Below are 13,939 nucleotides of genomic sequence, written 5' to 3'. Positions count from 1 at the left end.
CTGTTATATTCCTGTAGCCCATCGTGCTGGTGCAGACGTGGGCGCCGGCCGGCGCGGTGCTGGCTGCTGATCGCCGAGCGGGATAAGATCCGGCGCGGTGTTTCGGGGCGGTAGCTCAGCCGGTTAGAGCAGGGGACTCATAATCCCTCGGTCGCGGGTTCGAGTCCCGCCCGCCCCACAAGCCATTTTCCCTGGTCAGCCATGCTGCCGGTGGCCAGGGCGGACCGCGTCGAGGTCTGGACCGACGCTCTCAGTCCGCACTGAGTCCGCAGCAGCACGACCCGCCGCCCGGTCAAGGCGGTCCGCCACCTGGTCCAGGTCGTCCTCGAACAGGTCCGCGTACACGTCCAGCGTCATGGCCGCCGAGGCGTGCCCGAGCATCCGCTGCACCGCCTTCACGTTGGCACCGTCAGACTGGCTGCCGTGTGCCGCAGCTCGTGCGGCGTCAGGCCGGCGAGCCCGATCGACTCCGCAGCCCGGTCGAACACCCGGCGACGGAAGTTGTTGTTGCGCAGCACCTCGCCGGCCGGGGAGGTGAACATCAGCTCGTCACCGGAACGGCCGGCGATCTGCGCGGCGATCGGCTCGACCAGGAACCGGGGGAGCAGGCCCGTTCCACGATGTGCGGACTCACGGCGGAGATGGGCTTGAGGCAGAGGAACGGTTGGCGGCAGTGCCGCCTACGCTGCCGGGATGAACGCGGACAGGGTGCCGGCCAAGCTGACGGTGGACATCGACAGGAGACGGGCATGAGTAGGCGAAAGATCGTGCTTGTGACCGTCGGCCTCCTGATAGCGCTGTTGCCAGGTGCCCTTGCCTGGCGCGCACTGTGGCCGGTTCGCATCGACGCTCTGTGCGGCGTCTTCCAGTCCCGGCAAGGTGGGGTCATCAAGATCGCGCCAGATCACGCCTTCACGGTGTCTGAGGCCATGTTCGGTTTCAACGCGGACGGATCTACGGACACGGTTTCCGGGAGCGGCCAGCTGCGCCCGGGCGACTTGGCAGCGGACGGACAGCTAGTCCTGAGCATGAAGGATGCCAAAGCAAGCCTTGAGTTGAACACTCAGCGCAGCTGGCGGGGGGACGTGAGCCTGTGGCAGTGGGCCGACGACTCGGACACCGGGGAACGCGAGACCTTCGTCCAGAAGTCTGCCTGCTAGCTGTGGACGGTCCGCATCTAGTCCGCAAGAGGTCCACCGAAGGTAGGGGAGTGGTGAGAGATATCGGAAGGGTATTTCCGCTGCTAGGAGCCCACTCGGGCTGGTCGCCGGGCCGCCCATCTTGATCTCATAATCCCTCGGTCGCGGGTTCGAGTCCCGCCCGCCCCACCAACCGTTTTGCCTGGTCAAGCATGCTGCCGACGATCCGGGCGCACCGCGTCGAGGTCCGGACTGACGCCCTCAGTCCGCAGCAGCACGACCCGCCGCCCGGACGGGTCTTCCGGCAGCTCTACGACGAGTACATCGGTGCGGACAACGAGACGCCGCCGACACCGCGCAGCCGGGCCGATCATCTACTTCGCCATGCGGTACAGCATGTGCGACGAGGTATCCGCCGAGGCAGCGAAGATGGCGGCGGAGCCGTACAAGACGGGGCAGGCCTGGTCGACGAGGCTGCCGCGAGGCACCATGCCCTCATGGCCATAAAGCGCACAGTGCCCAATCTTGCAACCGAAGACATCGCGGCGGCCACCGCCTTTTACGTCGAGGTACTTGGCTTCGAGGTCGTCATGGACATGGGCTGGATCGTCACCCTGAGCGATCGCGCCAACCCGAAGGCCCAGCTGAGTCTCATGACCCACGACGCCACCGCACCGGTCGTCCCCGACGTGTCCGTGGAGGTCGATGATGTCGACGCCGCGCATCAGGCCGCCCGAAACGCCGGCGCTGAGATCGTGCACCCACTCACCGACGAACCATGGGGAGTCCGACGCTTCTTCATGCGTGACCCCAGCGGCAGGGTCATCAACGTCCTCACCCACAGGACCTGACGGCTCTTGAGCGATGCCCGTCCGCCGACGTCTCTGCGACCGGGCTGACAGCAACCGTTGACAGCAACAGCCTTGGACCATGAGGTACGGGCAGAGACACCTAAAGGAGCAGGGCCAGCCACGGACGCCGGGGGGCGCCACCGCAGGGATACTCGGAACCGGAGTCGGGTCGGCACCGCCGATTAAACTCGCGAGGCATAGACCCGAAACGAAGTGCCGCGTCTCGTCGCCTGTCGGTGACGATCTTCGTCGCTGTCCTGGTCAGCCTCGCGCTGGCGGCCGTGCTGGTGCTGCGGCACGATGCCGCGACTCGGGTGGTGGGCGTGGAGGCCTACAAGATCCTGCTGCAGTTCATCCTGGTCGCCGTTCTGGGTGGCGCGGTGTCCCTCACTTACCAGGCGTTCAACCGGGACGCCGACCAGCGCGCCCAGGATGTCCGCCGCGCGGAGGACCTGACCCTCGCCCGCCGGGAAGCCCGGCAGCGGTACCTGCGCGATCTCGTCGAGCAGTACAACGCGGTCAAGCGTGCTCGGCGGATGCTGCGTGCCCAGGCGCTGGTGCGCCGGCCTGGCAACGAGAACGCGCCGCGGCTGCGTGCCGGCCGATACGACGAGTTCCTTCAGGTGGTTCTCGACGCGCAGCTGTCATTGGAGGCGCACTCCTTCGCGGTGCGCGCCGACAACGAGCTGTTCCCGGAGCGGGAGCAGCTGGCCGTGGCCATCAGTCGTGCCGAGACCTACCTGCGCGAGCTGGTGACCGAGTACGAGGAGACGATGCCCGCGCTGGAGGACGAGCAGGCGCTCGTCGAGCTGTCGGCACTGCCGTTGGTCGCGAGCTTCATCGGTCCGTACGGGGAGGCCGCCGACTTTCGGGAGCGATTCGTCGCGCCGATGCAGCAGGCGTTGAGCACGATTCAGCGGCTTCTGCTGATCTAAGCCGAGATTGACATCTGTGAAAGTCGGCGTAACGCTGGGCCGGTGATCCCTCCGGTGGCGCCGACAGCACCACCGTATGCCGTGTTGGCCGAGAACCGTGGTGGCCACAGCTTTCTGATCCGGCCCCCGGGCGGCGGGGAACCGGTCGACCTGGGGTCGGGACGGGTGGTCGAAGGCAACGACAACGTGACCTTTGGCCACTGGACCGCACTGGTGGCGTGGTCACCCATGACCCGGTCGTTCCGGATGATCCCGGCGCACGGCGGCGAGATCGTGCCGGGCCGACTGGCCGACCACATCGCGGCGCTGTCGGCGGGCATCCGGGACGGCAGGCCGCACCCGGTCCAACTGGACCTGGACATCACGATGGCGTGCGCGTCGGCGTGCACCTTCTGCTTCTCCGCCGATTACCGCGCGGTCGGTGGCTCGGGCCTGCACCTGTCCTGGCCCGCCCTCGAACGCACCCTGCGGTCGGCGGCCGGGATGGGTGTGCGCGTGGTCCGCTTCGACGGCGGCGGTGATCCGCTCGTCAGCCCGCACTTCGCCGCGGCCGTCGACCTGTGCCGGCAGCTCGGCCTGACCTCCGCCGTGTTGACCGCCGGCGACCTGCTGCGGCCCGAGCTGCTGCTGACGCTGGTGCGGGCCGGCACCTATGTGCGGGTCAGCCTCAACGCGGCCACCGACCAGACGAGGATGCTCCTGCACCGGACCCCGCGACTGGGCGTGACGTCCCTGCTGCGGACGCTCGCCGAGCTCGACCGGCTGCGCCGTGCCGAACACGGCCCCGCTCCGCTGGCGGTGATGCCACTCGGCGGCACGTCGATGATCCATCCGACGAACGTCGCGGAGGTGTACGCCATCGCCGCGGCCGCCAAGACCGCCGGGCTGGACCACGTGTCCTTCCGGGTGGTCCTCGGCGACCGCCTGCGGGTGGCGTTCACTGCCGAGCAGGAGGACGACTACCGCCGCCAGGTCGACCGGGTACGCACCGAACTGCTCGACGACGAGTTCCAGGCGTTCTTCCCGACCCGGTCGCTCACCGACACCGGTTACGTCCCGCGCGAGTACTTCTCGACCTGCCTGGCGTCGACCCACCGGGCACTGGTCGAGGTCGGGTCGTCCCCGTCCGAGCCGGCCCTGGTGCCCTGCGGACGCTACCGGGGGCAGGGCTTCGCCGGCGGCGCGGAAGGCACTGTGTTCGGCCGGATGACCGGCGACGACGGCCTGGACGACATCTGGTGGACACCCCGGATGACGTCTCTGGTCCAGCGATTCCCCGGCGCATGCGGTGACTGCATCGACCGGTCGGCGAACATCATGTTCAACGGCATCCACGAGGCGCTGACCGCCGACCCCGACACGGCGTTCTTCAGGTTCGCCGACCCCTGAGCAACGTAGCCAACTCGGAGGCCAGCAGCCGGTCGCCGAAGCCACGCGGCTCGTCGCTCTCCGCGTAACCCGTCGCCATGATCTCCACATCGCCGTCCGGCGACAGCGTCAGGGTACGGTCGGCGTTGCCGAGGCCGAACCGGACGTGCAGGCGGCGACCCGGAAACGTTCGGGCGCCGAACGTCGCGGCCCGGTGTGCGGCCTGTTCGCCGGTGTCCGCGTCGGTCCAGTCCTCGCCGGCCAGGGCGTTCAACGTCCGGGCCTCGGCGACGATGATTGTCGCCGACCGGCCGTATCGCCGGACCTCGGCGATGCCTGTGGACCGGAACACGTCGTGCGGGACGATGTCGTAGACGACCTCGGCACCCGAGGCGCGGGCCTGTGCCATGAGAGTGAGCGTGGCGGCCCGGCGCGGCTCGGCCCGAAGCGCGTAACCGTCGACGACCAGGACGTCGGCGTCGACGAGCTCGGATCGCAGGGTCTCCGCGTCCCCGGTGTCCCACTGCCCCAGTGCGGCCGGCTCCCCGACCAGCAAAAGGCGAGCGCCCTTGGCCCGGTGCTCGGCCTCGTCCCGGACATAGATCGCAACGGCCGACGGAAGGTCCGGTTTCACCGCCAGCCGGGCGCGGACGCCGCGGTGCTCGAGTTGCGCGCGGATCACCTCGCCCACCGCGTCGCCGCCCACCGCGGCTACCGCGACGACCTCGTCGAACAGTGCCGTGGCCGCCAACGCGAAGTTAGCCGCCGAGCCGCCGACCACGGCGGCGACATCACCGTAGAAGAGCCGGTCCGTGAGGAGGGACGGAAACGTCGCCCGAAGATGTCCGTTCACCTCGAAGAGGACATCTCCCGCGACGACCGCCTTCACTGGAGGATGAAGTCGCTGTGCGGGTAGGTGTCCAGTAGCCGCCGGGTCTCCTCGTTGGCGAGCGAGACGGTGTACTTGTTGGTGTCGTACTCCTCGCGGGTGACCCAGCAGTGGCCGGCGTGTTCCGTCGAGAGCTGCACCGAGCTCGATGCCGCCTGAGCCACATAGAACGCCACCAGGATGGGCTGGCCGCTGTCGTGCACATCGTATTTCAGGTGGCAGAGTGGGGAGACGCCACCGATCTCGATGCCGGTTTCCTCCCGCACCTCGCGGCGCAGTCCCGCGATCGGGTCCTCGAACGGCTGTAGCGTGCCGCCCGGCAGGTCGAACATGTATTTCCGCCGGTCGGCCCGCTCCTCCAGCAACAGGAAGCGGCCGGATTGGTCGAAGAGGAACGCGAAAGCTCCCGCGAGGTACTGGCCGCGTTCTTCGGGCACGGCGGACTCCTAGATGAGAGGGGTGAGGGCGTCGGGATCCACTCGGCCCAGCGGATCGGCCGTCAACGCCCCGATCGACGACTGGATCGCCATGAGCTTGCGGTACTCGAAGCGGGGACCCAGCTCCACCCGACTGACATAGGCCGCCAGCACGACGGAGAGCGCCTTCTCGGCCTCGCGCAGGCACTCCTGCATCTGCTGCGGCCAGTGGTCCGGCTGCAACACGGCCAGCCAGCGCGCCTGCGCCAACTTGACCGAGGCGAGAGCGGCGCGCCCGGCGATGACGCCCACCGGCTTACGGTCGAACTCGGGCTCGAAACCATGCCGAGCGTCGGCGGCGGCCCTGGACCACGCCTCGTCGTCGAGCGTCGCCGGCTCGACAACGGAGCGCACCACCGTCATGTACGCCATTGTGCCAGCCAATCGGCCCTCGTAGTGGGACGGTCGGCCACCACTGCGCCAGTACTCCTCATAGGACTGCCGCGCCGATTCCAGCGCGGAGAGGGTGAGGCGCACGGTGGCCTGACGAGCGACCAGCCCGGCCTCGGGCGCGACCGCGTTGTCGAAACGCGGGTGCGCGCTCAACACGTACGCGTCGGCGAGGGCGAGGTGGACGAGGGCCGACTCGGAACGCGAGGCGAGCAGCGCGAGCTGTGCCACGGCGTCGTCCAGGCATGCCTGCGCAAGGCTGAGCTCGCCGCGGTGCCGGTGGGCCACCCCGGCGATGAGGAGCCGCTCCGCCTCCAACTCCGGGCAGACGTCGACGCAGAAGACGCGGTACGGACCGTCGAGGAGCCGGTTGAGGCTGCTGTACATGTTCAGCTTCAGCAGGCACTTGGACAGGAAGTAGAAGAACAGCGTGAGCTCGCTGCGTGTGATCGACAGATCGCCGCTCAACCGGGCCGCCAGCCGACGGAACTGCGTCAGAGAGGCCTGGTAGGAACCGGCCTCGTAAAGGTCGCAGGCGGCGCGTAGCAACGGCTCGAAGATCTGCAACTCGCGCGTCGAGTGCGACAGCAGGGCGGCCACGTCGGGGATCTGGATCACCAATGCCTCGCCCTGTCGCACCACCCGAGCCTCGATCATGCGGTTGGTGTCCGCCCGGGCCAGCACGTGATTGACCATCTCCGGATCGGTGTCCGGATCGGGCAGCGGCTCCGGGTACACGTCGGTCAAGGCCCGGAACACCTCCGCGAGGCGACGTTCCCGCTCCGGCAGCCGTCGCCGTACCTCCTCGGCGATCGCCGGCAACTCGGCTTCGATCGCGCCGATCGCGGTGGGCCGCCAGGATTCGGACAGTTGCCCGAGGACCACCTCGACCTCGGACTCCAGATCGAGGTAGGCGGCCACCGGCTCCTCAGCCGGCGGCCCGGGCACCCGTTCGCGGACCTGGTCGCCGCTCACCGGCATCGGCAGCTCCGCCGAGCGCCCGCCGCGGGCCAGCTCGGCGGTCTGTGCCGACACCAGACGGGCGGCGATCCAGCGCTGGAAGTCTGTCAGGCGGCTGTCGCCACGTACGACCATTTTGACCATGCGGCGGATCACGGCGATGAGGTAGCCGGGTATCTGCTCCGCGTCGTGCTCGGACCGGCCCCAGACCGCCGACCGCAGGCAGCGCACCACGTTCTGCAGTGGCAACCACGCCCCCTGTCCCAGGGCATCGTGCTGTGCGGACGTGGTGAACGCCGCCGTCGTGTAGTACGGCTCCAGCAGGGCCACCAGCCGCTGGGCCTGCTCCGCCGTCGCCTCCGGCGGACAGAGCACCCGCAGGACCAGGTCGGCTTCGAGCGTCGCCAGGTCACGCAGGAAGTGGTGCCTGCCGGTGTGCAGAAAGTCGATGATGCCGAACGAGCCGTTCGGCCCCACCAGTACGTTGTCGGCGTGCAGATCGCCGTGTCCGATGGTGGTGAGCTGCGGCTTGCGCAGGCTCTCCGGCGGTTGTGACCAGACGTCGCGGACGAGCTTCGGCTCGGCGATCTCACCCCACTGACGCTTGACGGCGGCGTACTGCTCGAAGCGCTCCAGGGTCTCCGCCTCGAGCGGGTACTCCTCGGCGATCAGGTCGAAGTAGGTCGAGGACCGAGAACGATGCCACACGTGCACGATGGTCAGCAGGGTCTGCACCGCGTCCACGATGCCGATCGAGTCGTCGGCCCCCGCCAGATCCCGGATCATGTCGGCAAGCGTCCGGGCGGCGTAGAACTTGTAGACCAGCGCCGCGTGGTTGCCGACGATCACCGCGGTGGAGAGCACGTCCGGCATCTCCCCGTGGCCCAGGTACGGCTGCACATACTGCTGCCACCGCTCGTACTCGGTGTGAATGTCGCCGACCGGCCCAATCTTCACGACGCACGGATGCTGGGCCGAGCCGTCCTGCTCCGGTCGTACGTGGAGGACCGCGGCACCGGAGATTCCTGGGGTGAGGGCGCCGACGTGCAGCACGGTCCGCCGGGGAAAGGCACGCCGGAGCAGTTCGTCGAGAGCGTCGGCGCCGAAGGCTTCCCGTACCCGCGACACCAGGTCGTCGTTCTTCTGCCACAGGATGTCCACGGGGTGCTCCCAGTGCAGTCGCGCCGGTCGATGACCGTTTCGATTCAGCCTACGTCGACCTTCGTGAGCCCACCTCGATTACGGTGCGGGGGTTGCGCCGAGTCAATGGGTACGGCACCACCCCGACGATCACCCGTGCCTTGCGCGCCACCTGACCCAGCTCGTCGAGCATCACCAGCAGCTCGTTCTGCGGCACGACCGGTGCACCCCGTGTCCCGCCCGCCCGGCACACCCCGGGCCAACGGCGGCACCGTCGCCGCGGGCGGCCGTCGGCCGGAGCCGAGTCGCCCAGTGGAACCGGTCGGCAGACCGCTGACCCCTTGACGAACCCACCGGGCAAACGGTTAGACCAGGTTTCGCAGGTCCGTGGCCCGGTCGGTGTTCTCCCAGCGCAGGTCGGGCACGTCGCGGCCGAAGTGGCCGTAGGCGGCGGTCTGCTGGTAGATGGGTCGGAGCAGATCGAGGTCGCGGATGATCGCGGCCGGCCGCAGGTCGAAGACCTCCTTGATCAGTTTCTCGATCTTGTCGACGGGGATGGTCTCGGTGCCGAACGTCTCCACGAACAGCGACACCGGGTGGGCCTTGCCGATCGCGTAGGCGACCTGGATCTCGCAGCGTTCGGCGAGGCCGGCGGCGACGACGTTCTTGGCGACCCAGCGCGTGGCGTACGCGCCGGAGCGGTCGACTTTGGACGGGTCCTTGCCGGAGAAGGCGCCGCCGCCGTGGCGGGCGTAGCCGCCGTAGGTGTCAACGATGATCTTGCGGCCGGTGAGGCCGGCGTCGCCCATCGGGCCGCCGATCTCGAAGCGGCCGGTCGGGTTGACGAGCAGCCGGTATCCGTCGGTGCTCAGACCGAGGTCGGCGAGTTCCGGTTCGACAACGTGCTCCCGGATGTCCGGGGCCAGCAGGTTCTCCAGGGAGATGTCGGCGGCGTGCTGCGACGAGATCACCACCGTGTCGAGACGGGCGGGACGCAGGCCGTCGTACTCGATGGTGACCTGGGTTTTGCCGTCGGGGCGCAGGTACGGGATGGTCAGATCCTTGCGGACGGCGGCCAGCCGCCGGGCCAGCCGGTGGGCCAGCGCGATCGGCAGCGGCATCAGCTCGGGCGTTTCCGAGCAGGCGAAACCGAACATCATGCCCTGGTCACCAGCGCCCTGCTGGTCGAGGAGATGGCCGGAGTCGCCGTTACGGAGCTCGAGGGCCGTGTCGACGCCCTGGGCGATGTCCGGCGACTGGGACCCGATCGACACGCTGACGCCACAGGACGCGCCGTCGAAGCCCTTCTTCGACGAGTCGTAGCCGATCCCCAGGATGGTGTCCCGCACGATGGCGGGGATGTCCGCGTAGGTGTTGGTGGTGACCTCACCCGCGACGTGCACCTGCCCGGTGGTGATCAGGGTTTCCACGGCGACGCGGCTGCCCGGATCCTGGGCGAGCAGGGCGTCGAGCACAGCGTCGCTGATCTGGTCAGCGATCTTGTCGGGGTGGCCTTCGGTGACCGACTCCGAGGTGAACAACCGTTTCATCGCAGCATCCTTGGACGCGTAGGGCAGGCCCGTGGCGGCCGGGGGGTGCCGCCACGGGCCTGGGAGGGTCAGATCGGTTCGGCCTCGATCACGCGGAAGTCGGTCGCGGCGATGGTCGCGGAGATCGCGCCCAGCGTGTAGCCCGCGGCGTCGAGGATTCGGCGGAAGGTGTCCTCGGTACGCTCGAACCCGCCGGCCGTCAGCGCGAGCATGTTGATGTCGCTGAGCACGGACTCCACACACGTCTGCGACTGCATCGGCGTCGGCAGGACCGGCTCCAGCAGCAGCAGCCGACCACCCGGACGGATCGCCGGACGGCAGTTGCGCAGGATCGTGACACAGCGCTCGTCGTCCCAGTTGTGCATGACGCTCTTGAGCAGGACCGCGTCGGCTTGCGCCGGCACCCCGACGAAGAAGTCGCCCTCGATCACCCGGCAGCGCTCCGCCAGCCCGGCCGTCACTGTCGCGGCCCGGGCCTGCTCGGCCACCGTCGGGGTCTCGAAGATGATGCCCCGGCTGTCCGGGTGGGCCGCGAGGATCGCGTGCAGCAGCGCGCCGTTGCCGCCACCGACGTCGAGAAGCTCCGGGTAGCGGCCGAAGTCGTACCCGGACACGAAGCGGGGCGCCTCGAACCGGGCGTTCTCCGCCATCGCCTCGTTGAACACCTCCAGCAGGGCCGGGTGCTCGTCGAGGTACGCGAAGAAGGGGCGGCCGTGCACGTTGTCGAACGCGGCCCTGCCGGTCCGGATGCTGTGTTCCAGGTTCTGCCAGGAGTCCCAGAACTCGGCGGACAGGAACAGTTCGGTCAGCGCCGTGGTGCGGTGCTCGGCTCGGCGGGACAACGGCGCGCCCAGCGTCGCCAGGCGGAACCGGCCCGGCTCGGTCTCGGCCAGCAGGCCGAGGCCGGCCAGCGCACGCAGCAACCGGTGCAGCGAGGGCGCGTGGGCGCCGATCCGCTCGGCGAGCTCCACACTGTCGCGGGCGACGCCGTCGAGCAGGTCCGGCAGCCCCAGCCGCACCGCGGTGTGGATCATGCGGGACGCCATGTAGCCGTACGTGAGGCGGATGAGCTGCGCCCTGGTCTCCGGCTCGATCCGGACGGCCGGCTCGGCAGCGGCGGTCATCGGGCCACCACGCTGCCGTGCAACCGCTGCACCACGAGGTCGACGGCCTCGGTGAAGGAGTCCGCGACCAGGTCGGCGCCGGCCGCGCGCAACTCGTCGGCGCTGCCCACCCCGTACGTGACGGCGATGTTCAGCATCCCGGCGGCGCGTCCCATCGCCATGTCGCCGGGCCCGTCACCGATGTTCACGCAGATATCCGGCGGCACGCCCAGCAGCTCGGCCGCGTGTAGCGCGAGGTCGGGCGCGGGTTTGCCGTTCGCCACCGAGTCGTGCCCGGCGACCGCGTCGAACAGGTCGGCGATGCCGGTGGCGGTGACCGTCTTCACCGCTGCCTCCTGCACCTTCGAGGTGGCGATGGCCAGCGGCAGGCCGCGTTCCCGCAGCGTCCGCAGCCCGGTCAGGACGCCGGGGTAGAGCAGGTCCGGGCCGTGTTCCTTCACGTGCTTGCCGAACCGCTGCTTGTACAGCCCGATCGCGGTGGCAACGTCCGCGTGGTCGGCGGGGACGTCGAGCAGTTCGGCGAAGTTGCTGTCCAGCGGCCGGCCCACCAGCGGCCGGATCCGCTCCGGCGGCGCCGGCCGGCCGAGTTCGGCCAGGATGTCCGCGGTGATCGCGGCGATGGCCTGCGGGGTATCGACAAGGGTGCCGTCCAGGTCGAGGACGACGGCTTCGATCATCTCGGTCATCGCGTCACTCCGCCCGTAGTGCGGTCATCGCGACCGCGAACTCGCCGGCCAGCGCGGCCGTGCTGATCAGCACCGAGCGGGTCGCCGCGCCGCTGCGCCCCTTGGTGGCCGCGCCGACCGCCTTCATCAGGAACGGGCTGACCGCGTTGCCGGTGACCCCGGCCCGCTTGGCCTCGGCGATCGCGGCCTCGATGGCGGCGTCGATCTCCGCGCCGTCGAGCGCGTCCTCCTCGTTGATCGGCGCGGTGAGCAGGACGGTGCCGCCGTTGGTGAGCTGCCAGTGCAGGTCCACCGCGCGGGCCGCCTCGGTGAGGTCGTCGACGCGGGGCACCGGGATTCCCGAGGTGCGGGCGTAGAAGGCGGGCAACTCGTCGCAGCGGTACCCGAGGATCGGCACGCCTGCGGTCTCCAGATACTCGGCGGTCCGGTTCAGGTCCAGGATGCTCTTCGCGCCGGCGCACACCACGGTGATCCGTGTCCGGGTGAACTGGAGCAGGTCCGGCGAGATGTCGAAGGACTCCTCGGCGCCGCGGTGCACGCCGCCGATCCCGGCGGTCGAGAAGACCCGGATGCCGGCGAGCTCGGCCGCCACGATGGTGGAGGCGACAGTGGTCGCGCCGGGTCCGCCGCCGGCCACCACCCGGCCGAGGTCGCGGGCGCTGACCTTCGGGATGCCGCGCTGCTCACCGAAGCGGGCCACCTCGGCCTCGTCCAACCCGATGACGATCCGGCCGTCGATGATGCCGATGGTGGCCGGCACCGCGCCGGCGTCCCGGACCGCCTTCTCGATCGCCGTCGCGATCTCCACGTTCATCGGGTACGCCGGTCCGTGTGCGATCAGCGAGGACTCCAGCGCCACCACCGGCCGGTGGTCGGCCAGCGCCGCGGCGACCTCGTCACTGAGCCTCAGAAGGTCTTCCATGACAGGGTTTCCTTTCTGCGTTGGGCATTGCGGTGCGTCCGTCAGCCACGAGCAGCGTGTCCGCGCATGATCACCACGTCGCCCTCGGTGCCGTAGCCGAGCACGTCCTCGTGGAACTGCACGTTGGCGAAGGTGACAAGCAGCCAGTCGCGGCCGTCGTCATCGAGCGGGACGACCTGGGGGTGCGGGCCGCCCGGCAGGAACGGGGCGGCCAGGGTGCCGACCTGGCGCAGCGCCAGGTCGTAGACGCGGTACTCGCGCTGGGCGTCGTCGGTGGCCAGCAGGTGCCAGCCGGTGGCGAAACGGTGCAGCACGCAGCCCTCGGTACGTCGCACGTCCGGGTCGGCGGCCCGGACGGTCAACCCCTCGTGGTAGTCGCCATCCTCGGCCGCTGCCACCAGCACCGGGTGGAACTCCAGCTCCGGGCTGAGCTGGACCACGTTGGCGTACGCGATGTGCCAGCGCCCGTCGACAAGGCCGATCGCCGGCTCCCACGAGCTGAGGTCGACAGGCGCGGCCAGCTGCTCGTTGGCGATGACGTGGACGCCGGAGAGGATGTCCGCGCCGGTCTGGGCGTGCCGGACGTAGACGCCGGGCTCCGGCAGGTTGCCGCCGCAGACCACGAGGACGAACCGGTCGCGGTCCTCGTCGTAGACGATCTGCCCGGCGTTGTCGCCGGTGACCAGCCCGTCGTGGGTGAAGAAGAGCTTGGCGACCTGCTCCATCCGCTCCGGCGCGTCCGGGTCGAGCGCCCACACCGACCAGTGCGCCTCCTGGGAGAAGCCCATGCCGGCGGCGCCGAAGGTGAACAGCAGCCGGCCGTCGCGACGGTACGGCCGCCCGTCCGCATAGGTCACCAGGTGCCCGTCCCGGAGCCCGACCTGGCCGAAGTATCCGGCGCGGACCCGGGAGAGGCGGGCGCTGCGGCCGCCGTACGTGTGCCGGTAGCCGCGCAGCGTCTCCGGCCGGCGCGGGTCGACGAGCGGAAGCGAGTCCCCGGTGACCAGCGGTCGCCAGCCCTCGGTGCCGTCGTCGGCGGCCACCGCGGTGACACGGGTCCCGGTCAGGGTCGCGGCGAGGCGGTACGGCGTCCGCAGCGTGACAGGCGTGCGCGCCACCACTTCGGTGACGCCCTCGGTCGTGACAGTGATGGTGACCTCGCGCTGGAAGGCGTCGTAGTGGACCATCAGCGCGTCGCCGTCGGCGGTGCTCCACCCGGCGCTGACCGCGCTGTCCGCCTGCTGCTCGGCGACCTCGCAGACGACCGCGCCGAACGGCGCGACCAGGCCCTGACCGGTCCGGAAGCACTCGTGGACCGGGGGTAGCGGGCTCGGCAGCGGAGGCTCGTCCGCCGTCTCGCCGGCGGAGTCGAACTGCGTGAAGCGGGGCGCGATCATGTCGACCGGGCGGAACTGCTGAGCCACGGTGAACCGCAGGTCGAGTGGGCCCACTGCGGTGCCGGTGCTGCTCATCGGGCCTCCCTTGGGCTGACTGACCGGCACAGGCTGA

The 13,939-nt window shown here is 69.7% G+C and carries 15 protein-coding genes and 1 tRNA gene; 5 read left to right on the top strand and 11 right to left on the bottom strand.

What is annotated here, in order from left to right; translation table 11 throughout:
* Positions 1-104 precede the first annotated feature (104 nt).
* Positions 105-178 (top strand) — tRNA-Ile (locus ACQPWW_RS26905).
* A 17-nt stretch (positions 179-195) separates the two neighbouring features.
* Here the strand turns inward: ACQPWW_RS26905 and ACQPWW_RS26900 are convergent.
* Positions 196-399 (bottom strand): hypothetical protein, encoded by a 204-nt coding sequence (locus ACQPWW_RS26900; RefSeq protein ID WP_433126384.1) that lies wholly within the window; start codon positions 397-399, stop codon positions 196-198.
* Positions 396-542 carry a hypothetical protein gene (locus ACQPWW_RS26895; RefSeq protein ID WP_433126382.1) on the bottom strand — a complete coding sequence of 49 codons (147 nt, stop codon included), beginning with the start codon at positions 540-542 and terminating at the stop codon, positions 396-398. The genes ACQPWW_RS26900 and ACQPWW_RS26895 overlap by 4 nt, the downstream gene beginning before the upstream one ends.
* A 207-nt stretch (positions 543-749) precedes the next feature.
* Here ACQPWW_RS26895 and ACQPWW_RS26890 point away from each other — a divergent pair, with 207 nt between their 5' ends.
* The 4 genes from ACQPWW_RS26890 to ACQPWW_RS26875 all read left to right on the top strand — a co-directional run bounded on the left by ACQPWW_RS26890 (position 750) and on the right by ACQPWW_RS26875 (position 4,314).
* Positions 750-1,160, top strand: a complete 411-nt coding sequence (locus ACQPWW_RS26890; RefSeq protein WP_433126381.1) for a hypothetical protein — start codon at positions 750-752, stop codon at positions 1,158-1,160.
* Between the two features lie 191 nt (positions 1,161-1,351).
* The gene (locus tag ACQPWW_RS26885; protein WP_433126379.1) at positions 1,352-1,990 is read left to right on the top strand and encodes a VOC family protein; all 639 of its coding nucleotides are present in this window, start codon (positions 1,352-1,354) and stop codon (positions 1,988-1,990) included.
* Positions 1,991-2,226: 236 nt separating this feature from the next.
* Complete coding sequence (locus ACQPWW_RS26880; protein ID WP_433126378.1) at positions 2,227-2,925, top strand: hypothetical protein; 699 nt, start codon at positions 2,227-2,229, stop codon at positions 2,923-2,925.
* 228 nt (positions 2,926-3,153) lie between these two features.
* On the top strand, positions 3,154-4,314 hold the full coding sequence (locus ACQPWW_RS26875; protein ID WP_433126376.1) for a radical SAM protein: 1,161 nt from the start codon (positions 3,154-3,156) through the stop codon (positions 4,312-4,314).
* Here ACQPWW_RS26875 and ACQPWW_RS26870 read toward each other — a convergent pair.
* The 9 genes from ACQPWW_RS26870 to ACQPWW_RS26830 form a co-directional block, all read right to left on the bottom strand.
* A complete protein-coding gene (locus ACQPWW_RS26870) occupies positions 4,295-5,182 on the bottom strand; it encodes a PfkB family carbohydrate kinase (RefSeq protein WP_433126374.1) in 888 nt (295 codons plus the stop codon). The two genes, ACQPWW_RS26875 and ACQPWW_RS26870, sit on opposite strands and share 20 nt — an antisense overlap.
* A complete protein-coding gene (locus ACQPWW_RS26865) occupies positions 5,179-5,619 on the bottom strand; it encodes an NUDIX hydrolase (protein ID WP_355028206.1) in 441 nt (146 codons plus the stop codon). The genes ACQPWW_RS26870 and ACQPWW_RS26865 overlap by 4 nt, the downstream gene beginning before the upstream one ends.
* 9 nt (positions 5,620-5,628) lie before the next feature.
* Positions 5,629-8,169 carry a phosphotransferase gene (locus ACQPWW_RS26860; protein WP_433126372.1) on the bottom strand — a complete coding sequence of 847 codons (2,541 nt, stop codon included), beginning with the start codon at positions 8,167-8,169 and terminating at the stop codon, positions 5,629-5,631.
* Between the two features lie 49 nt (positions 8,170-8,218).
* The gene (locus ACQPWW_RS26855; protein WP_433126370.1) at positions 8,219-8,365 is read right to left on the bottom strand and encodes a hypothetical protein; all 147 of its coding nucleotides are present in this window, start codon (positions 8,363-8,365) and stop codon (positions 8,219-8,221) included.
* Between the two features lie 148 nt (positions 8,366-8,513).
* On the bottom strand, positions 8,514-9,698 hold the full coding sequence (metK, locus tag ACQPWW_RS26850) for a methionine adenosyltransferase (RefSeq protein WP_433126368.1): 1,185 nt from the start codon (positions 9,696-9,698) through the stop codon (positions 8,514-8,516).
* A gap of 68 nt (positions 9,699-9,766) precedes the next feature.
* Complete coding sequence (locus ACQPWW_RS26845) at positions 9,767-10,822, bottom strand: methyltransferase (protein ID WP_433126367.1); 1,056 nt, start codon at positions 10,820-10,822, stop codon at positions 9,767-9,769.
* Positions 10,819-11,508, bottom strand: coding sequence for an HAD family hydrolase (locus tag ACQPWW_RS26840; protein WP_433126365.1), 690 nt, complete (start codon positions 11,506-11,508; stop codon positions 10,819-10,821). Before ACQPWW_RS26840 ends, ACQPWW_RS26845 begins: the two co-directional genes overlap by 4 nt.
* 4 nt (positions 11,509-11,512) lie before the next feature.
* A complete protein-coding gene (locus ACQPWW_RS26835) occupies positions 11,513-12,430 on the bottom strand; it encodes a pseudouridine-5'-phosphate glycosidase (RefSeq protein ID WP_433126364.1) in 918 nt (305 codons plus the stop codon).
* A 41-nt stretch (positions 12,431-12,471) separates the two neighbouring features.
* A complete protein-coding gene (locus tag ACQPWW_RS26830; RefSeq protein ID WP_433126363.1) occupies positions 12,472-13,902 on the bottom strand; it encodes a hypothetical protein in 1,431 nt (476 codons plus the stop codon).
* Between the last annotated feature and the right edge of the window lie 37 nt (positions 13,903-13,939).

Source organism: Micromonospora sp. CA-240977, from assembly GCF_050942285.1.
GTDB lineage: Bacteria > Actinomycetota > Actinomycetes > Mycobacteriales > Micromonosporaceae > Micromonospora.
Note: the sequence above shows the minus strand (reverse complement) of the source record. Positions and strands in the feature narration are given on the sequence as shown.